This window comes from Streptomyces physcomitrii (assembly GCF_012273655.1).
Lineage (GTDB): Bacteria > Actinomycetota > Actinomycetes > Streptomycetales > Streptomycetaceae > Streptomyces > Streptomyces physcomitrii.
Genome location: NZ_JAAWWP010000015.1, coordinates 67,523 through 86,792 on the forward strand (window position 1 = coordinate 67,523; position 19,270 = coordinate 86,792).

Below are 19,270 nucleotides of genomic sequence, written 5' to 3' on the forward strand. Positions count from 1 at the left end.
TGTGCGGTGGCTCACAACAGCCCCTCGGGCCGGTCACCGTATCCTTACCCGCAGTGACAAACGCGTGGCCGCGGGCTTGCGCGCAGGCGAAGGGACGGACGAGGGATGAGCACGATTCTGGTCACCGGCGGGACCGGGACACTCGGGAGCCTGGTCGCCGAGAAGCTCGGCGCCCGCGGCCACGAGGTCCGGGTCCTGAGCAGGCACGCCGAGCCCTACGCGGTCGATCTGCGGGACGGCCGCGGTCTCGACGCGGCGGTCGAGGGCGCCGAGGCGATCGTGCACTGCGCGAGCACCCCGCGCGGCGGTGACGAGCGCGCCGCCGGGCATCTGATCGCGGCGGCCCGCAGGCACCGGGTGCCGCATCTGGCGTACATCTCGATCGTGGGGGTCGACCGGGTGCCGCTGCCGTACTACCGGGCCAAGCTCGCCGTGGAGAAGCAGTTGGAGGAGTCGGGGCTCGGCTGGAGCGTGCTGCGCACCACGCAGTTCCACGAGCTGGTCCTGATGATCCTGGAGAGCAGCGCGCGGCTGCCGGTGATGCTGCTGCCGAAGGAGGTCAGCGACCAGCCCATCGAGGTGGCCGAGGTGGCCGAGCGCCTCGCCCGCCTCGCGGAGGGCGAGGCGGCGGGCCGGGTCGCGGACATGGGCGGCCCGGAGGTCCTGAGCTTCACGGAACTGGCCGAGGCCTATCTGCGCGCCTCCGGCCGCCGCCGTCGTACGGTGTCGGTGCCACTGGTCGGCAGGACGTACGCGGCGCTGCGCGAGGGCGGTCATCTGACGCCCGAACACGCCGTGGGCAAGGGCACGTTCGGGGAATTCCTCGGGACGCGGTTCGCGCGCGCCGCATGAACCGGGGGCCCCGGCGGGCAGAAGCTCCCGGGCGATTCCTTGCGGAGGGGGACGGCGGATGTCCGGGGCCGAGCGGATACGGCGCGCGCGGTGGGCGGTAGCCGCCGTCTTCTGTGTGCACGGCGCGGTCGCCGGGTCCTTCGCGACCCGGGTGCCGTGGATCCAGGACCACACCTCGGCCAGTGCCGCGCAGCTCGGCCTGGCCCTCGCCTTCCCCGCGCTGGGCGCCTCGGTGGCGATGCCGATGGCGGGCCGGGTCAGCCACCGCTTCGGCAGCCGCACCGCCCTGCGGCTGCTGCTCTCGCTGTGGACCCTCGCCCTGGTGCTGCCCGCGCTCGCGCCCGACCTGGTGCTGCTCTGCCTGGCCCTCGCGGTCTACGGGGCGACCTCGGGCATGGCGGACGTGGTGATGAACGCCCTCGGGGTGGAGACCGAGAACCGGCTCGGCCGCTCGATCATGTCCTCGCTGCACGGCTGGTGGAGCGCGGGCGCCCTGATCGGCTCGGCGGCGGGCACCCTCGCCGCCCACCTCGGCTCGGACGCCCGGCTGCACCACCTGCTCGCCGCGCTCACGCTCACCGCTCTCGGCCTGACCGTCTGCGGCGGGGTGCTCGACGTACGGGCCGAGGAGGACGAGTCGCCGCCGCCGCGGTTCGCGCTGCCGCCCGCCGCGGCGCTGCTGATCGGCGCGGTCGGCTTCTGCGCGGTCTTCGCGGAGGGGGCGAGCCTCGACTGGTCGGCGGTCTATCTGCGCGAGCAGCTGGGCTCCTCGGCGGGGGTGGCGGCGGCCTCCACCACCGGGTTCGCGCTGACCATGGCGCTGGCCCGGTTCGCGGGCGACCGGGTGGTGGACCGGCTCGGCCCGGTGCGCACGGTGCGCGGCGGCGGGGTGCTCGCCACCGCGGGCGGTCTCCTCGTGGTGCTCGCCGGGCACCCGGCGGTGGCGATGGCCGGGTTCGCGCTGATGGGGCTCGGGATCGCGGTGGTGGTCCCGCTCGCCTTCGCCGCGGCGGGCCGCAGCGGCCCCAACCCCTCGCAGGCGATCGCGGGCGTGGCCACGGTGACGTACACCTCGGGCCTGATCGCCCCCTCGGTGATCGGCGGCCTCGCCGATCTGACCAGCCTGGTGACCTCCTTCGCCCTGGTGAGCGCGCTCGCCTTCGGCCTGGTGCTGTGCGCGGGTGCCCTGCGCGGCGGACCGGCGCGGATCGGCGCGGACCGCGCGGGGACTAAGGCTTCACCAGCTCCTGAGCGGAAGACCTGAGGCGCTCGCTCCAGGGCTCGGGGCGCAGCGTGTCCGGGTGCAGGCGGACCAGGACGCGGGTGCCCCGGGCGTAGGTCAGCGCGCCGTCGGCGGAGCAGAAGCGGAAGCCGTAGGTGAGGCCGGTGCGGCCGAGGCGCTCGATCCACAGGTGGACGGCGTAGTCCCCGGTGCGGTTGACCGGGGCCTGGTAGCTGATGTGCAGCTCCTTGACGGCGTTGCACATGTCCCCGGCCGCGTGCCAGTCGCCCTCGAAGACGAAGCCGCGCTCGTTCCAGAAGGCGGTCCAGGCGCGCTCGACCATCAGCGGGTAGCGGGCGTTGTGCAGCAGCCCGAGGGCGTCGAGGTCGTCGAAGTGCACCTCCACCGGGACCAGGCTTCCGTACCGGAGGACGGAGGGGGCTTCGGTGGTCACGGGTGGCTCCTGGGTCGCGCGGCGGGTTCCCCCTCATCCTAAGCGGCTGCTCAGCAGGGATGCGGGGGCCGGGGCTGCGCCGCATCTCACATCCGCGGACCGCGCCGCGGTGCCCTCGCTCGCCGCGGGAGCCGTCCTGGGCGACGATGGCTGGGCGGGGTGCCCGCCGCCGTGCGCGGGCGCCCGAGGACCCCACCGAGGAGTGCGGTGCGCGAGGGCAAGGGCGAACGGCGGACGGATCCGGCCGGGGCCGCACAGGGCCCGCGGACCCTCGCCGACACCATGCTCGGGCTGCTGCGGAGCCCGGATCCCGGCTCCCTGCTCGCGGCCGCGATGGACGGCTGCCTGGCCCGCACCGGGGCCCGCGCCGGCACCGTGTACCTGCTCCAGGACGACGGCTGGCTGCGGCTGGCCAAGGGCCTCGGCCTCTCCGAGGAGCTGCTCGCCACGGTCCGGCTGATCCCGCCCGAGGCGGACCTGCCGCCGGTCGAGGCCGTCCGCACCCGGCGCCCGGTGCACATCCGCGCCGAGGAGTACCGGGGCCGCTACCCGCGCGCCCAGCTGCCGCCGGAGCCGACCGCCTTCGGCTGCCTGCCGCTGCTGGTGGACGGGCGCTGCCTGGGCACCCTGGCCGTGCAGCTGCCCGGGACCGAACCGCTCCCCCGCTCCGGGCAGCGCGAGCTCGAACTGATCGCGGCCACCTGCGCGCACCGCCTGGACCATCTGCTCGCCCAGGGCGCCGGATCCGAGGACGCCCGGCTCGACCAGGCGCTGCGGCTGCTCCAGGGGCGTTCGCGGGCGGCCCGGCTCGAACTGGCCATGGCCAACGCGGAGATCGGCTCCTTCGACTGGGACTTCGCCTCCGGCCGCGTCATCGGGGACGAGCGGCTCTGCCGGATCTTCGGCATCGGCCCGCACCACTACGACGAGGGCGCCGAGACCTTCTTCCGCGCCATCCACCCCGACGACCGGGTACGGGTCAACCGGCTCGTCCGCGAGAGCGTGGACACCGGCGTCTATCGGGCCCAGTACCGGATCGCCCGGCCGGACGGGGCCGAGCGCTGGATCGACGCCAGCGGCAAGGTGGTCCCCGACTCCCACGGCCGCCCCGCGGGCATGCTCGGGGTGGTCCAGGACCGTACCGAGCAGCATGCCCGGGAGGCGGGCAGCGCCGCCCGGCAGCAGTTCGTCCTCGACCTCTCGCGGGCTCTCAGCGAGGTCCTGTCGGTGCAGGCCATGGTCGAGAAGGTCTTCGACATCGTGCTGCCGGGACTCGGCGGCCTCGCCACCGCCCTGTACCTGCGCGAGGAGCGGGGCCTGCGCCTCGCGGGCTCCCGCGGCCCCGCCGGACGTGAGGCCCGGCGGCCCGACTGGCTCGCCCGCCCCGACCACGCGCTGCCGCGGGACCCGCAGGGCGAGCACCCGCTCTTCCTCGGCAGCCGGGCGGAGCTGATCCGGCGCCTGCCTCACCACGGCCCGCCTCCGGAGTCCGTGCACGCCGCGGCGCTGCTGCCGCTGACCGTCGAGGGCGAACCGGTCGGCCTCTGGATGATCTGCTACGCCGAGCCGCGGGAGTTCACCGCCGATGTGCAGGTGGCGCACACCGCGGCCGCCGGGCTCCTCGCCCAGTCCCTGGCCCGCGCCCGGCAGTTCGAGTCCCGCAGGCGCCAGCTGAACGAGCTCCAGCACCTGATGCTGCCGCGGCGCGTGCCCGGGGCCCCCGGGATCGAGACCGTGGTGCGCTATGTGCCCGCCGCCGAGGGCCTGTACGTCGGGGGCGACTGGTACGACGTCCTGCCGATGCCGGACGGCCGGGTGGTCCTCGCGATCGGCGACGTCCAGGGCCACAGCGCCGAAGCCGCCGCCGTCATGGGCCAGTTGCGTACCGCGATGCGGGCGCAGGCCAAGCCGGGCCCGCCGGTGGACGAGCTGCTGGCGCTCGGCAACCGCACCCTGTGCGAGCTGGACACCGAGCTGCTCGCCACCTGCTGCCTGGTCGAACTCGACCCGTCCCGCTCCGCGTTGACCGCGGTACGTGCCGGGCATCCCCCGCCGCTGCTGCTGCGCCCCGACGGGCGGGTACGGGAACTCGCGGTGCCCGCGGGGCTGCCGCTGGGCGCCTTCGCCGACACCGGCTACCCGGCCCTGACCGGCGCCCTCGCCCCGGGCGAAGTGCTGCTGCTCTTCACCGACGGCATGCGGGAGCCGCCCGGCGGCGGCCCCGAGGAGACCTTCGCCGAACTGCGGACGGCCCTCGTCCGCTGGGCGCACGGGGACGTCCCGCTCGGCACCCTCGCGGACCGGGCGGTGGCCTCCGCCCTGTCGCACGACACCTACGACGACCTCGCCGTGCTCCTCGTCCACCGCACCGGGTGAACTCCGCGCGGGCGGACGGCTTTCCCCCGTACGGAGGAAGCCGGTGCCGCGTTCGCGGTGCCCGGTCCCCGCTGCTGCCACGCTGCCTGCATGGCGCAGCTGGAAGAGTCCACGGTTGCCTCCGCGCGGCGGGTCGACGCGGTGGCGGCACGGCTGCGCGCCCTCGGCGCCGGCTGGCACGCGGCGGACGGGGTCGGGGTCTTCAACCGGGTCTATCTGACGGTCACCGAGGAGGTGGGCCGCCGTCTGGCGCGGGGTGCCTTCCGCGATCCCCGGGCCGCCGCCCTGCTCGACGTCCGCTTCGCCGAGCGGTACCTCGCGGCGGTCGAGGGCGCCGACCGCGGCGGCCATGTCCCGGCCTGCTGGCGGCCGTTGTTCCAGTACCGGCGGCATCCCGGGGTGCACCCGCTGCAGTTCGCGCTGTGCGGGATCAACGCGCACATCGGGCACGACCTCGCGCACGCGCTGCTCGACGCCTGCCACGGCCTCGGCTGCGATCCGCTGGAGCTGGAGGACGAGTTCGAGCAGGTCGGCGAATTGCTCCTGGCCCTGGAGGAGCGGATCCGGGAGGACCTGATGCCGGGGCCCGATCTGCTCCAGGTCGCCGATCCGCTCACCCATCTGCTCGGCTCCTGGAGCCTGGAGCGCGCCCGGGACGGCGCCTGGTCCGCCGCCCGGGCCCTGTGGGCGCTGCGTGAATTCCCGGGCCTGGCCGACGAGTTCGGGCAGCGGCTGGACGCGGCGGTGGGCCTGGTCGGCCGGATGCTGCTCACGCCGCTGCCGGACCGAACCGCCCGCCCCGGCGCCGCTCAGTCCTCCGGCAGCTCCACCGGCGCGATCTCCTCGTAGCGGTCGCCGGGTCCCGGATTGGTGGGATCGGTGGCACCGCCGAACTGGTGCATGACGCCCCAGACGGCGTTCAGGGCGGTCTGCACGGCGCCCTCGGCCCAGCCCGCGGTCCAGGAGACGTCGTCGCCCGCGAGGAAGATGCCGCGCTTGTCCGTCGGCAGCCGGTCCTGCATGAAGTGGGTGAACAGGCGCCGCTGGTAGCGGTAGTGGCCGGGCAGATTGGCCTTGAAGGCGCCCATGAAATACGGCTCGTTCTCCCAGGAGACGGTCACCGGGTTGCCGATGACGTGCTTCTTGATGTCCACCCCCGGGTAGATCTCGCCGAGCGATTTCAGCATGACCTCCATCCGCTCCCCGGCGGAGAGCGGCAGCCATTTGAGGCTGTCGTCGCACCAGGTGTAGGAGAGGCAGATCACCGCCGGGCGGTCGGGACCGTCGTCCAGGAGGTAGGTGCCGCGGGTCATCCGGTCGGTGAGCGTCATCGACATCGTGTCCCGCCCGGTCGGGCGGCCCTGCGCGTCCACCGCCTCGTCGAGCCAGAACGGCCGGTCCACCGGCACGAACAGCTTCGAGGACTCCATGTAGTGGGTGCGCTCCATCGCCGTCCAGTGGTCGATGGGGAAGAGCGCGTCGTCGCAGTCGATCTTCGAGAGCAGCAGCCAGGACTGCGCGGTGAAGACCGCGGCGCGGTAGGTGCGGATGTCCCCGGCCGCGTCCGTGACGGTGATCCGGTTGCCCGCGGTGCGGCGCAGCCGGGTCACCGCGGGGCGCGGGTCCCCGCCGTGCAGCGAGGAGAGCGAGGTGCCCGGCGCCCAGTGCACGATCTTGCCCGGCTCACGCGCCCAGAGCCGCAGCGGGAGTTGCTGGCTGCCGCCGACGATGCCCCGGTGGTGGTCGTCGGCCTCGGTGTAGACGACGCGCAGGATCTCCAGGATCGAGTTGGGGAAGTCGGTGTCCCAGCCGCCGGTGCCGAAGCCGACCTGGCCGAAGATCTCCCGGTGCCGGAAGGAGCGGAAGGCCTCGGAGGCGCAGAGGAAGCCGTAGAAGGTCTGGTCGTCGAGCTTCTCCACCAGGCGGGCCCAGATCTCCCGGATGCGCGGGACGTCCCGCTCGCGCAGGGCCCGGTTCATCTCGGAGAACTCGGCGCCCTCCTCCAGGCAGGCCGCCCAGGCCTCGGCCACCTGCCGGTAGACCTCGGGGAGGTCGTCGAGGGTGCGGGCGTAGTGGCTCTCCCCCTTGAGGTCGACCACGGTGGAGGGGGTGGACTCGGCCAGCGGGTTGGGGAAGGGCCGGGTGTCGAGGCCGACGAGGTCGATGTAGTGCTGGAGCGCGGTGGAGGACGGCGGGAAGCGCATGGCGCCCATCTCCGCGGTCAGTTCCGGGTCGCAGCCCTCGAAGCCGACGGTGCGCAGCCGCCCGCCGATCCGGTCGGCCTCGTAGACGACCGGCTTGAGGCCCATCTTCATCAGCTCGTACGCCGTGATGATCCCGGAGAGGCCGCCGCCGATCACCGCGACCTCGCTGCCGTGCTCGGTGGCGGGGATCTGGCCGAGCCCGGCCGGGTGGGCGAGGAAGTCGTCGTAGGCGTAGGGGAAGTCCGGACCGAACATGGTGATCGGCGGCTGCCGGCCGTCGCCGTGCGGGAGGGCGGTGGGCACCGTGGACGTCATGGGGTACGGGCTCCTTGCGCGGGTGGGTGCTGAGGGTGGAGACGTGCGGGGTCGGGGGGTGGAGACACGGGGGTGCCGGGGGTGGAGACCGGGGGTGCGGCCGCCGGGGCGCGGCGGGGTCAGTGGCCGGGGCCGTACAGCTCCGGGCGGCGGTCGGCCAGATAGGGGTTGGCCGCGCGGGAGGCGGCGAGCAGGGCCGGGTCCACGTCGGCGAGCAGCAGTTCCTCGCCGGGGCCCGCGCAGGTACTGGCGGCGGGCGAGGGTCCGGAGAGCGAGGAGTACCCGGTGAAGGTGAACTCCCCTTCCGTGCCGGTGCGGTTCACATAGGCCAGGTAGAGCTGGTTCTCGAAGGCGCGGACCGGCACCACGGAGCGGGCCACGAAGCGGTAGGGCTCCATCAGGGCGGTCGGCACCAGCAGCAGGTCGGTGCCGGAGAGGGCGTGGGCGCGGACGTTCTCCGGGAACTCCACGTCGTAGCAGACCAGCAGGCCGAGCCGCAGGCCGCCGAACTCGGCCTGCACGACGAGCTGTTCACCCGGGGTGAACCAGCGCTGCTCGTACTCCCCGTAGAGGTGCGTCTTGCGGTAGTTGGCCAGGCGCTCGCCCGTGGGGCCGATCAGCTGGGCGGAGTTGTACAGGCGCGTGCCCGCGCGCTCCGGGTAGCCGTAGGCGACGGCGAGCCCGTGGCGGACGGCGATCTCCGCGATCCCCCGGGCGCCGGGGCCGTCGGCGGGTTCCGCCAGGCGGGCCACCTCCTCGCCGATGGCGTAGCCGGTGAGGTACAGCTCCGGCGCGGCGAGCAGCGCGGCCCCCTCGGCGGCGGCGCGGGCGGCGGCCTCGTCGAGGAGCTTGAGATTGTCGGCGGGGAACCCGGGCCGTCCGGAGCTCTGCAGCAGAGCGGCGCGCAGCGCGGGCATGCGGAAACCTCGTGGTGCGGTGGGTGCGGGGAACGTCTCGACGGTACGGGCGGGAGCCGCCGTCGAACAAGGCGCGAGCGTTGCTCATCGCCGGGCCATTCATTGCGCGGCCACCGCGCTGAACAGCGATTTGTTGCGCCGGCGCCCGGAGGCGGGACCGGACGCCCGCCGCCTGTGGCCGCCGTCACGCGGCGGCCCGGGAGAGCGCCGGTGTCCACCTGCGGCGAGGGCTCCGCCTCCACCCGCCGGGGGACGCCGCCTCCCCCGTGCCGGAGCCCCTGCCCCTCGCGGTACGCATCCGCTTCCACCCGCAGGTGGAGGGCACGGGTGGAGAGCACAGGTGGAGGGCGCGGTGGGAGAGCGCGGTGGACGGCCGGGTGGGAAAGTCCTCAGCCCGGGGAACCGGAGGAGAAGCGGCGCAGCAGCGGGGAGAGGACGAGCACCGATTTGGTGCGCTCGACGAAGGGCTCGCCCGCGATGCGTTCGAGGACCCGCTCGAAGTGCCGCATATCGGAGGCGAAGACCTGGACGAGGGCATCGGCCTCCCCGGTGACCGTGGAGGCGGAGGCGATCTCGGGGTAGCGGGCGAGTCCGCGCTCGATGGCCTCGGGCGAGGTGTTGCTGCGGCAGTACAGCTCGATGAAGCCCTCGGTCTGCCGCCCGAGCGCCGCCGGGTCCACCCGTACGGTGAAGCCGGTGATCGCGCCGGTGGCCCGCAGCCGGTCCACCCGCCGTTTCACCGCGGGCGCGGAGAGGCCGACGAGCTGGCCGATGTCGGCGAAGGAACGCCGGGCGTCCTCGGCGAGGGCGTGCACGATGCGTTCGTCGAGTTCGTTCAGTGGCACCAGGGGTCGTTCATCTCTGTGCGGGGCGCCGGCGGTGCGGAAGGCGTCCAGGGTGGCGCCGCGTCCCTGGTCGCAGGGGCAGTAGAACACGCGCGCCCGGCCGGGAGGTTCCGGCCGGGCGGCTCGCGCCCCGGCGCCCGCGCGCGGACGGCGGGGCCGGGGCCCTCGGGTCCGGCCCCGGCGCCGGAGACCTCAGGTCCAGCTGGCGTGCAGCGGCTTGCCCTCGGCGTATCCGGCGGCGCTCTGGATGCCGACGATGGCCTTCTCGGCGAACTCCGCGAGCGAGTCGGCGCCCGCGTAGGTGCAGGAGGAGCGCACCCCGGCGACGATCGAGTCGATCAGGTCCTCCACGCCGGGCCGCTCCGGGTCGAGGAACATCCGGGAGGTGGAGATGCCCTCCTCGAAGAGCGCCTTGCGGGCGCGATCGTACGCGGACTCCTCCGAGGTGCGGTTGCGCACCGCGCGGGCCGAGGCCATGCCGAAGGACTCCTTGTACAGGCGTCCGTCGGGGGCCTGCTGGAGGTCGCCGGGCGACTCGTAGGTGCCCGCGAACCAGGAGCCGATCATCACATTGGAGGCTCCGGCGGCCAGCGCCATGGCGACATCGCGCGGGTGCCGCACCCCGCCGTCGGCCCAGACGTGCTTGCCGTGCTTCCTCGCCTCGGCCGCGCACTCCAGGACCGCGGAGAACTGCGGGCGGCCCACCCCGGTCATCATCCGGGTGGTGCACATGGCGCCGGGCCCGACGCCCACCTTGACGATGTCGGCGCCCGCCTCGATCAGATCGCGTACCCCGTCGGCGGCGACGATATTGCCCGCGACGACCGGCACCCGCGGGTCGAGGGCGCGCACCGCGCGGACCGCGGCGAGCATCGACTCCTGGTGCCCGTGCGCGGTGTCCACGACGAGGGTGTCCACCCCGGCCGCGAGCAACTGCCCGGCCTTGCCCGCCACATCACCGTTGATCCCGACCGCGGCGGCGATGCGCAGCCGCCCCTCGGCGTCGGTGGCGGGCGTGTAAAGGGTGGCCCGCAGGGCGCCGCGGCGGGTGAGGATGCCGGCGAGCCGTCCCTCGGCGTCCACGGCGGGGGCGTAGCGGCGGTTGGCGCCGTCCAGGCGGTGGAAGGCCTCGCGCGGGTCGATCCCTGCGTCCAGGAGCAGCAGGTCCTTGGACATCACCTCGGACAGCTGGGTGAAGCGGTCCACGCCGGTGAGGTCGGCGTCGGTGACCACGCCGAGCGGGCGGTGTTTCTCGTCGACCACGACCCCGGCGTTGTGGGCCCGCTTGGGCAGCAGCGCGAGCGCGTCGGCGACGGTCTGGGTGGGGGCGAGCACGATCGGGGTGTCCAGGACGAGGGGGCGGCCCTTGACCCAGGAGACCACCTCGGCGACGACCTCGATCGGGATGTCCTGCGGGAGCACGGTCAGTCCGCCGCGGCGTGCGACCGTCTCGGCCATCCGGCGCCCGGCGATCGCGGTCATGTTCGCCACCACGAGCGGGATGGTGGTGCCGGAGCCGTCCGGCGAGCTGAGGTCGACGCCCTGCCGGGAGCCGACGGCGGAGCGGCTCGGCACCATGAAGACGTCGTCGTACGTCAGGTCGTACGGGGGACGGATGTCGTTGAGGAAACGCACGTGCTGCACATCCCGGTGGATCAGAGGTGGCCCCCGGACAGGACAGCCAGGGGGAAGAGCACGTACCTCATTCTCCCACGCCGGGCCCGGGACCTGGCGTCCCGGAGAATCCTCCAGACCGGGCCGGGGCGGCTGGTGCGATCCGCCGGGGGTCTGTCCGCAGCCTCGCGTCCTCGCCCGGCGGGCGCCCGTACGGCCGCGTACGGCAGCGGCGCGGTGTCCGGCGGCGGACGCGCGGCGTCAGGCGGGCCCCAGGGCGAGGGCCACCGTCAGGGCGCCGTCCTGCCGCGCGGCCTCGCCGAAGATCTCCTGGGCGGTGTGCCACTCCCCCGGGGCCGCCCGGGCGAAGTCCTGCCAGCCGGTGACCAGCAGCAGCCGCCCGCCCGTGCCGCCGGTGAGGGCGGGGCTGTCGGTGAGGCTGTCGGCGAGCGCGTCCCAGTTCCGCCCGAACCAGTCGGGCAGCGCGAGGGCGCTCGCACAGCGGTCCATGAAGGCGGACTTGCCGCGCACCCCCGCCAGGTCGAGCCGTACCGCGCTCCAGCCCGCCTCGGCCGCCGCGGCGGTCAGGGACTGCTCGGTCATCTCGGCACCGCCTCTCAGAACGCCTTGTGCGCCTCGGTCTCGTACGGGCCGTGGCCCCGAAGTGGGCCGCGGGTCCCCCGCCCCTCCTCAGTCGCCGTCCGGGTCGGTCCTGGCGAGCGCGGACCGGGGCGCGGAGCCCGCGCCGAGCAGGAAGTCGGCCGCGGCGGTGTCCGTGACCAGGCTGGTGACCAGGCCCGAGCGCAGCACCGCGTCGATGGCGCCGGCCTTGCGCTGGCCGCCCGCGATCGCCACCACCTCGGGGATGCGGCGCAGCCGGTCGGCCTCCACGGTGATGCACCGCTCCCCCAGATCGCGCCCGACCCGGCGGCCCTGGGTGTCGAAGAGGTGCGCGGACATCTCGGCGGCGACGCCGAGCGAGGCGTAGTGGGCCCGCTCCTCGTCGGTGAGCATGTCGTGGACGGTGGAGATGCCGGGCTCCCAGGAGCCGATCGAGACGCAGGCCACGGTGACCTTGTCGAAGTACTCGAAGGCCCGGGCGATGCCGGTCTGGTTGCGCAGCGCCGCCGCGGTCGCGCTGTCCGGGAGCAGCATCGGGGCGTAGATCGGATGCGCCTCGCCGCCGGAGACCTGGGCCGCGCGGCGGACCGCCTCGACGGAGCCGCGCTCGGCGGTGCCCGCGTCGTAGACGCCGGTCAACTGCACGACGGTGCACGGCGGCAGGCGGTCCAGGGCCGCCGCCATGTGGATCGTGGAGCGGCCCCAGGCGAGGCCGAGCACATCGCCCTCGGTGACGAGTTCGCCGAGGAGTTCGGCCGCGACCTCGCCGAGGTTCTCCGGGTCGGGCGACTCCTCGGCCTCGGCCGGTGACTCGACGACGACGGCGTGCCGCAGCCCGTAGCGGGAGCGCAGGGCGTCGGAGCGCTCGGCGTCGAGTTCGGCGGGCACCCGGATCTCGATCCGGACGAGGTCGCGTTCGAGCGCGGTCTCCAGGACGCGGGCGACCTTGAAGCGGCTGACCCCGAACTCCTCCGCGATCTGGATCTTGGACTTGCCCTCCAGGTAGAACCGACGGGCCATCGCTGCTGCCTGTACCAGCTCAGCAGGCCCCATCCGCATGGCTGAACGCCCCCCTGACGTGCCAGACACGGCGGTCTCCTCACTGCTTGTCACACTGCGGGTTCGCGGTTCATCCTCGCAGATCCCGCGGGGTCGATCAGCCGCGGCGAAGGGCGTTCACATTCCCGTGGCCCGGCCGTGGCTCAGTGGCCGTGGGCCCAACTCGCCGCGGCGGTCGCCTTCTCGGCCTGCTCGCGCAGCGCCCGTACGGCCACCGCGGGGTCCTCGGCGCCGTAGACGGCGGACCCGGCGACGAAGACATCGGCCCCCGCCTCGGCGCAGCGCTCGATGGTGGCCGCCGAGACGCCGCCGTCCACCTGGAGCCAGAGTTCCAGGCCGTGCCTGCCGATCAGCTCCCGGGTGCGGCGGATCTTGGGCAGCATGATGTCGAGGAAGGCCTGGCCGCCGAAGCCGGGCTCGACCGTCATGATCAGCAGCATGTCCAGCTCGGGCAGCAGATCCTCGTACGGCTCGATCGGCGTCGCGGGCTTGAGCGCCATGGACGCCCGCGCGTTCTTGGCCCGGATCTCACGGGCCAGGCGCACCGGGGCGGCGGCGGCCTCCACGTGGAAGGTGACCGAGTCCGCGCCGGCCTCCACGTACTGCGGGGCCCAGCGGTCGGGGTCCTCGATCATCAGATGCAGGTCCAGCGGCGTCGAGGTGGCCCGGCTGAGCGACTCGACCACCGGCACGCCGAGGGTGAGGTTCGGGACGAAGTGGTTGTCCATCACGTCGACGTGCAGCCAGTCCGCGCCTGCTGCGGCTGAGGCCTCCTCCGCCAGGCGCGAGAAGTCGGCGGAGAGGATACTGGGGCTGATCTGAACGGCCATGGTGCCAAGACTGCCACGGCCGTGGGCCGCGGGTGTGGGCGGTGCCCCGCTCACCGCGCCGGGCGGCCGCCGCAGGACGCACTCGGGGTCCACTGCGGGAGCGGGACCCCCGTCCGCCACCCGCCCGGCCGAAGGACGTACATGGCCCACGCACCGGAGCAGCAGGTCCCGGCGGCCAGGAGCCGCTGGGCACGGCTGGTGTGCGGCAGGCGCACCAAGTGGCTGACGGTCCTGCTGTGGCTGGTCGTCATCGTGGCCCTGGCCCCGCTGGCGCAGAAGCTCACCGACGCGCAGGACAACGACTCCCAGTCCTGGCTGCCCGGCAGCGCGGAGTCCACCAAGGTGCTCGACGCCTCCAAGGACTTCCGCGCCGAGAACATCCCGGCGGTGGTGATCTACGCCCGCGAGGGCGGCCTCACCGCCGCGGACCGGGAGCGGATCACCGAGGCCGCGGCCGAGGTGAAGCCGCTGCGGGACCACGGCATCCGGGGCTGGGAGTCCCGGGGCCCGGTGTACGACAGGCCGCGCGACCCGCAGGCCGCCCAGCTCTACATCCCGATCACCATGAACGAGGAGAGCTGGGAGCGGATCTCGCCCGCCGTGGACTCGATCCGGGACGTGACCGGCCGCAGCGACGACGGCCTCTCGGTGCACATCACCGGTCCCGGCGGCACCTCCGCGGACTTCTCCAAGGCCTTCGCGGGCATCGACTCGACCCTGCTGCTGGCCGCGCTCGGCGTGGTGATCGTCGCCCTGCTCGTCACCTACCGCAGTCCGACCCTGCTCCTTGTCCCGGTGATCTCGGTGCTCGGCGCGCTGCTGACCGCGCAGGCGATCATCTATCTGCTCGCCGAGCACGCGGGGCTGACGGTCAACGGCCAGAGCGCGGGCATCCTCACCGTGCTCGTCTTCGGCGCCGGTACGGACTACGCCCTGCTCCTGGTCGCCCGCTACCGGGAGGAGCTGCGCCGCCACCACGACCGCCACGAGGCGATGGCCCTGGCCCTGCACCGGGCCGGACCCGCGGTCCTCGCCAGCGGCTCCACCGTCGTCATCAGCATGCTGGTGCTGCTCTTCGCGGAGATGAACTCGACCAGCGGGCTCGGCCCGGTCTGTGCGATCGGTGTCGCGGTGGCCCTGCTCGCGCTGCTCACCCTCTTCCCGGCGCTGCTCGTCATCTTCGGCCGGTGGATCTTCTGGCCGGTGATCCCGCACGAGGGCTCCGCGGAGCCCACCGAGCGGGGCCTGTGGGCGCGGATCGGGCAGCGCATCGACCGCAGGCCGCGCACGGTCTGGATGGTCACGGCCCTGGTCCTCGCCGCGCTCTCCTTCGGCATCATGCAGCTGCGCGCCGCGGGCCTGTCCAACGAGGACGCCTTCACCGAGACCCAGGACTCCACCACCGGCCAGAAGATCTCGGCACGCTACTTCCCGGCGGGCAGCGGCGACCCCCTGGTCGTCCTCGCCGACGCCGACCGGTCCGCCGAGGTCAAGCGCGCGGTGGCCCGCACCGAGGGCGTCGACCCGGCCTCCCTCGGCACCCCGCCGGGCACCGCGCGGGTCGAGGACGGACGGGTCCTGTTCGAGGCGACGATGACCGACCCCTCGGACAGCGCCGCCGCGAAGCAGACCGTGGAACGGGTCCGCGACGCCGCCCACGCGGTGCCCGGCGCCCAGGCCCAGGTGGGCGGCGGCACCGCCGCGCTGCTCGACGCCGACAAGGCCTCCACCCGGGACAACAAGGTGGTGATCCCGCTCGTCCTGGTGGTGGTGATGCTGGTCCTCACCGTCCTGCTGCGCGCGCTGGTGGCGCCCCTGGTCCTGATCGCGACCGTGGTGCTCTCCTACGCGGCCGCGCTCGGCATCAGCGCGCTCGCCTTCCGGCACCTCTTCGACTACGCGGGCGAGGACACCTCGTACCCGCTCTTCGTCTTCGTCTTCCTGGTCGCCCTCGGCATCGACTACAACATCTTCCTGGCCACCCGGATCCGCGAGGAGACCCGCAGACGGGGCACCCGCCCGGGCACCCTGACCGCCCTCGCGGCGACCGGCGCGGTGATCACCTCCGCGGGCCTGGTGCTCGCCGGCACCTTCGCGGCGCTCGGCACGCTGCCGGTCACCGGCTTCGCCGAGATCGGCTTCGCGGTCGCGGTCGGCGTGCTCCTCGACACCTTCGTGGTCCGGTCCGTCCTGGTGACCTCGCTCTTCCTCGACCTCGGCTCCCGGGTCTGGTGGCCCCACCCCCTCTCCCGCGCCCACCCGGAGGAACGCCCGCGGCAGGGCGCGCTGGACTGAGCCCGTCCGGGCCGAGACGTACTGGCCCGAGGTGCTCCGGACCCAGACGGACCGGCCCAAAGGCGCCCCGGACCGAGACGCTCTGCAGACGACCTCCGGGTACGCGTCGTACGTACGGTCGCGGTATCCGGCGATGGTGTCCGGCGGCGCGGTGCCGGGGCCCCGCTCAGTGCGGGACCGGTACCACCGCGACCGGGCAGTCGGCGTGGTGCAGGGCGACATGGCTGGTGCGCCCGAGCTGGAGGCCGTGCGCCGACTCGCCGCGGGGGACGGCGAGGACCAGCAGGGCGGCCTCGGCGGCGGCCTCCACGAGGACCAGCGGCGGCGGTCCCTGGACGGTCTGCGCGCTGACCCGGACCCCCGGGTGCTCCCCGCCCGCCTCGGCGAGGACCGCGCCGAGGTGCCGCTCGGCCCACCGCCGCTCCGCGGGCCCGGCCGCCCGCGTGCTCCCGGCCGGGGCCCGCCAGGCGCGTACCGCGACCAGTTCGCCGCCACGGCGGGCCGCCTCCCCGAAGGCGAACCGCAGCGCGGCCACGGCACCGGGCCCCTCGCCCACGCCCACCACCACGGGCCGGTCGGCCGCCTCCCGGTTGCGGGCGGTGCCGCGGGCCACCACCACCGGGCAGAGCGCGCGGGCGGCGACCGACAACCCGACCGAGCCCAGCATCATGCCGACCATGCCGCCGTCACCGCGGGGCCCGACCACCAGTTGCGCGGCCCCGCGCGCCTCCCGCAGCAGCACCTCGACCGGCTCACCGGCCTCGGTGACGGCGCTGAGCGGGACCTGCGGCTGCCGGGTGCGGGCCCGGGCCAGGGCGGTGCCGAGCAGCTGGTCCGCGTAGGCGTGCTCGTCGGGGCGGCGCCGCCCGGCGGCGGGCAGACGGCGCGCGTAGTGCTGCCACAGGGAGGCGTAGACGATCCGCAGCGGCAGCCCGGTACGGGCCGCCTGGTCCACCGCCCAGTCGACGGCCTGCCACCCACCCGCCGAACCGTCCACCCCGACCACCAGCTGCCGCGCCCCCGGCCGGTGGAGGCCCGCGGGGCGGCCCGCGAAGGCCGAACGGGCGGGCGGCTGCCGCCCGTTGGGAGTACGGGGCGGGGACGTGGGGGCGTCGGCCGTACGGCGGTGAGGCTCGTGACCATTGCTCGTACGGGGTGGAGGATCACGATCGTTGCTCGTACGAAGTGGTAGCTCACGACCGTTGCCCGTACGGGGTGGAGGCTCGCGACCGTCGCGCGTACGCGGAGGGAAGCCCCGGCCGTCGGCCGTATCGGCGTCGCGCGTACGGGCAGCGGGGTGCGGCCCGTCGCCGGGGCGGGGCGGGGCTGCTGCTGCGGCCGTGCTCGCGGTGATGCGGATCAGCTCCCGATCGTCAGCACCTGGTCCGCCGCCGGACGGTCCGTGGGCGGGGCGCCGCGGCGGAATGCGGTGATTTCACCGTGCCTCACCCGGGGCGGTCGGCGCCAGGGCCAGAACCGATCGGGGTTTTCGCCCGGCTTGTGCATCCGGGTCGCGCGCGGCCCATCCTGGAGTGGGGGCCCCGGGCCGTACGGCCGGGAGGACCGGCGCGGGAGCCGGGGCAGGAAGCACGCCGCGGGCTCCCGGGGGGAGAGAGCGAGGCAGGGCCATGAACGCCGACATCACCGTAGGTCTGGACGGGACCCCGGAGTCCCTGGCCGCGGCGGACTGGGCGGCCCGGGAGGCGCGGGCGCGCGGTGCGAAGCTGCGGCTGCTGCACGCCTGGGTGCTCCTGGAAGCCGAGGGCGCACCCGGCGACTCCCGGACCGGCATCCCGGAGGAGGACCGCAACCACTGGGCGAAGAAGACCGTCACCGACGCGGAACACCTGCTGGCGGAGGCGTACCCGGGGCTCCCGCTCAGCACCGAACTGGTCGCCGCCGACCCGGAGTCCGCGCTGCTCGACGCGGCCCGGGAGTGCGCGCTCCTGGTCCTCGGCTCCCAGGGCCTCGGCCGGACCGCCAGCTATCTGCTCGGCGCCGTCGCCCTGCGGGTGGTCGCACGATCCGCCGCCCCGGCCGTCCTGGTCCGCGCGGAGCCCGCCGGGGGATCCGCGTCCGTACCGCAGGCCGGTCCCGCGGACGCCTCCGCGCCGTCGCCCGGGCCGGGGGCGGGCGACCTCTCCGCACGGCCCGACGACCTCAGCGGCCCCGGCGATCCGGACCGACCCGGCGGGAAGGACCCGACCGGCCGGAGCACCCCGGCCGTACTCGTCGGCGTCTCCCCGTACGAACCGGCCGCCGCCGAGGTGCTCGACTTCGCCTTCGCGACGGCGGACCGGCACTCGGCGCCGGTGCACGCCGTGCATGTGCGGCAACTGCCCGTACCGATCTACGCGCAGGGGGATCCGGCCGTCGCGCCCGCCCTGGTCGAGAAGGCCCTGAACGGTTCGCGGGAGCAACTTCGGACGGTCCTCGCACCCTGGCGCGACAGGTATCCGCGGGTGCCGGTGCGCGAGACGGTCCGGCCCGGTTCCGCCGCCCGGATCCTGGTCGGCGAGAGCGCCGGGGCCCGGCTGCTCGTGGTCGGCCGCGGGCGCCACCCGGCCCGGCTGCGCCCGCGGCTCGGACATGTGGTGCAGGCCGTCGCCCACCACGCGCCCTGCCCGCTCGCGGTCGTCCCGCACGACTGAGGACGGGTGAGCGCCGTCCGGGCGTCAGGGGCCTCCGGGGCGGGAGCGGGCCCCGGCCCCCGCCTCATCAGGGCGCCCGGTCCCGCTCACGGCTCGCCGCACCACCGCCCACCGCCCGCTGTCCGCCGTCCGCTACCCGGTCCGGGCCGCGTACCGGCCTACGACCTTCTCCAGGTAGTTCACCCGCCTCCCGCCGAGACCGGGCAGCTCGGCGGGGGAACGGACGAAGGCGATCCGGTCCAGTTCCGGGTCGCGCCCCTGCGCCCGCTCCGCGGCGACCAGGGCCGCGAAGCGCTCGCGCAGCAGTCGGGCCGGACGGACGGGGGCGCGGAACAGGAGCCCGAGGGCACGGCCCGGGGCATGGGTGAGCAGCCACAGCGACAGCTCCTCGGGCGGGGTCAGGAGGCCGGTCTCCTCGGCCAGTTCGCGGGCCGCGTGCCGCCGCAGGGTGTCGAGGTCCAGGGGCTGGGCCCCGGCCGGTGGTTCGGCTCCCCCGCCCGGCAGTTGCCAGCGGCCGGGGGCGGCCGTCGAGGAGGACATCCGCCCCACCAGCAGGCCCCCGTCCTCGGCGGACTGCACCACGCCGACGAAGAGCGAGGGCAGCACGGTGTCGCCGCCCACCCGGCGCAGCGCGTGGATCCGGTACGTCGCCCTGGTCCAGGTGACGACCAGGCGGCCCGGCCCCTCCCAGTCGAGCCCCGACGCCCCGCAGACCGGCCCGTCGAAGAACCCGGGGTTGCCGCGGACCGCCTCCTCCCAGGCACGGTCCATGGCCTGCCGCTCCCCGGGCGGCAACCGGAGCGGGGGCCCTTCGACGAAGCGGATCCCCCGCACCTCCAGAAGATCCACCGGGCCGGAGGGCGGCGGCAGTTGCTCGCTCATGGGGGCATGCTTCCACGCCCGCCACGCCTCTCGGCGCCTCTCGGCGCCTCTCGTCTCCCGACGCCCGATGCCCGACGACTCTCGACGCCTGACGCCTGACGCCGCTTGGCGCTTCACGTCTCCCGGCGCCTCA

At 74.6% G+C, this 19,270-nt stretch carries 16 protein-coding genes; 6 read left to right on the plus strand and 10 right to left on the minus strand.

Going from position 1 to position 19,270, the window contains the following annotated elements; all coding sequences use genetic code 11:
* The first annotated feature begins 105 nt into the window (after window positions 1-105).
* Together HFV08_RS22390 and HFV08_RS22395 are read left to right on the plus strand one after the other, a co-directional pair.
* Window positions 106-852: an SDR family oxidoreductase gene (locus HFV08_RS22390; RefSeq protein WP_168541787.1), complete on the plus strand. Its 747-nt coding sequence runs from the start codon at window positions 106-108 to the stop codon at window positions 850-852.
* A gap of 58 nt (window positions 853-910) precedes the next feature.
* Complete coding sequence (locus HFV08_RS22395; protein WP_168541788.1) at window positions 911-2,116, plus strand: MFS transporter; 1,206 nt, start codon at window positions 911-913, stop codon at window positions 2,114-2,116.
* On the opposite strand, the gene HFV08_RS22400 is transcribed toward HFV08_RS22395, so the two are convergent.
* A complete protein-coding gene (locus HFV08_RS22400; RefSeq protein WP_168541789.1) occupies window positions 2,082-2,528 on the minus strand; it encodes an acyl-CoA thioesterase in 447 nt (148 codons plus the stop codon). The two genes, HFV08_RS22395 and HFV08_RS22400, sit on opposite strands and share 35 nt — an antisense overlap.
* A gap of 207 nt (window positions 2,529-2,735) precedes the next feature.
* Between HFV08_RS22400 and HFV08_RS22405 the strand changes: the two genes are divergently transcribed.
* Both HFV08_RS22405 and HFV08_RS22410 read left to right on the plus strand, forming a co-directional pair.
* On the plus strand, window positions 2,736-4,904 hold the full coding sequence (locus HFV08_RS22405) for a SpoIIE family protein phosphatase (protein ID WP_168541790.1): 2,169 nt from the start codon (window positions 2,736-2,738) through the stop codon (window positions 4,902-4,904).
* A gap of 90 nt (window positions 4,905-4,994) precedes the next feature.
* Window positions 4,995-5,753 (plus strand): DUF5995 family protein, encoded by a 759-nt coding sequence (locus HFV08_RS22410; protein WP_246341950.1) that lies wholly within the window; start codon window positions 4,995-4,997, stop codon window positions 5,751-5,753.
* On the opposite strand, the gene HFV08_RS22415 is transcribed toward HFV08_RS22410, so the two are convergent.
* The 7 genes from HFV08_RS22415 to rpe form a co-directional block, all read right to left on the minus strand.
* Window positions 5,714-7,423, minus strand: a complete 1,710-nt coding sequence (locus HFV08_RS22415; RefSeq protein WP_168541791.1) for a flavin monoamine oxidase family protein — start codon at window positions 7,421-7,423, stop codon at window positions 5,714-5,716. The two genes, HFV08_RS22410 and HFV08_RS22415, sit on opposite strands and share 40 nt — an antisense overlap.
* A 119-nt stretch (window positions 7,424-7,542) precedes the next feature.
* A complete protein-coding gene (locus tag HFV08_RS22420) occupies window positions 7,543-8,340 on the minus strand; it encodes a carbon-nitrogen hydrolase family protein (protein WP_168541793.1) in 798 nt (265 codons plus the stop codon).
* 389 nt (window positions 8,341-8,729) lie between these two features.
* On the minus strand, window positions 8,730-9,185 hold the full coding sequence (locus tag HFV08_RS22425) for an Lrp/AsnC family transcriptional regulator (RefSeq protein WP_168541794.1): 456 nt from the start codon (window positions 9,183-9,185) through the stop codon (window positions 8,730-8,732).
* A gap of 192 nt (window positions 9,186-9,377) precedes the next feature.
* Window positions 9,378-10,829, minus strand: coding sequence for a GuaB1 family IMP dehydrogenase-related protein (locus HFV08_RS22430; protein WP_040255121.1), 1,452 nt, complete (start codon window positions 10,827-10,829; stop codon window positions 9,378-9,380).
* Window positions 10,830-11,060: 231 nt separating this feature from the next.
* A complete protein-coding gene (locus HFV08_RS22435) occupies window positions 11,061-11,402 on the minus strand; it encodes a barstar family protein (protein WP_168541796.1) in 342 nt (113 codons plus the stop codon).
* 87 nt (window positions 11,403-11,489) lie between these two features.
* Window positions 11,490-12,533: a sugar-binding transcriptional regulator gene (locus HFV08_RS22440; protein ID WP_168541797.1), complete on the minus strand. Its 1,044-nt coding sequence runs from the start codon at window positions 12,531-12,533 to the stop codon at window positions 11,490-11,492.
* Window positions 12,534-12,622: 89 nt separating this feature from the next.
* On the minus strand, window positions 12,623-13,309 hold the full coding sequence (gene rpe / locus HFV08_RS22445; protein ID WP_168541799.1) for a ribulose-phosphate 3-epimerase: 687 nt from the start codon (window positions 13,307-13,309) through the stop codon (window positions 12,623-12,625).
* A 141-nt stretch (window positions 13,310-13,450) separates the two neighbouring features.
* On the opposite strand from rpe, the gene HFV08_RS22450 reads away from it, so the two are divergent.
* Window positions 13,451-15,604: an MMPL family transporter gene (locus HFV08_RS22450; protein WP_168541800.1), complete on the plus strand. Its 2,154-nt coding sequence runs from the start codon at window positions 13,451-13,453 to the stop codon at window positions 15,602-15,604.
* A gap of 166 nt (window positions 15,605-15,770) precedes the next feature.
* Here the strand turns inward: HFV08_RS22450 and HFV08_RS22455 are convergent, their stop codons facing one another.
* Window positions 15,771-16,610, minus strand: a complete 840-nt coding sequence (locus HFV08_RS22455; protein WP_312885785.1) for a universal stress protein — start codon at window positions 16,608-16,610, stop codon at window positions 15,771-15,773.
* 622 nt (window positions 16,611-17,232) lie between these two features.
* Between HFV08_RS22455 and HFV08_RS22460 the strand changes: the two genes are divergently transcribed.
* Window positions 17,233-18,255: a universal stress protein gene (locus HFV08_RS22460; protein WP_168541802.1), complete on the plus strand. Its 1,023-nt coding sequence runs from the start codon at window positions 17,233-17,235 to the stop codon at window positions 18,253-18,255.
* A 132-nt stretch (window positions 18,256-18,387) separates the two neighbouring features.
* On the opposite strand, the gene HFV08_RS22465 is transcribed toward HFV08_RS22460, so the two are convergent.
* A complete protein-coding gene (locus HFV08_RS22465) occupies window positions 18,388-19,137 on the minus strand; it encodes an NUDIX hydrolase (RefSeq protein WP_168541803.1) in 750 nt (249 codons plus the stop codon).
* Between the last annotated feature and the right edge of the window lie 133 nt (window positions 19,138-19,270).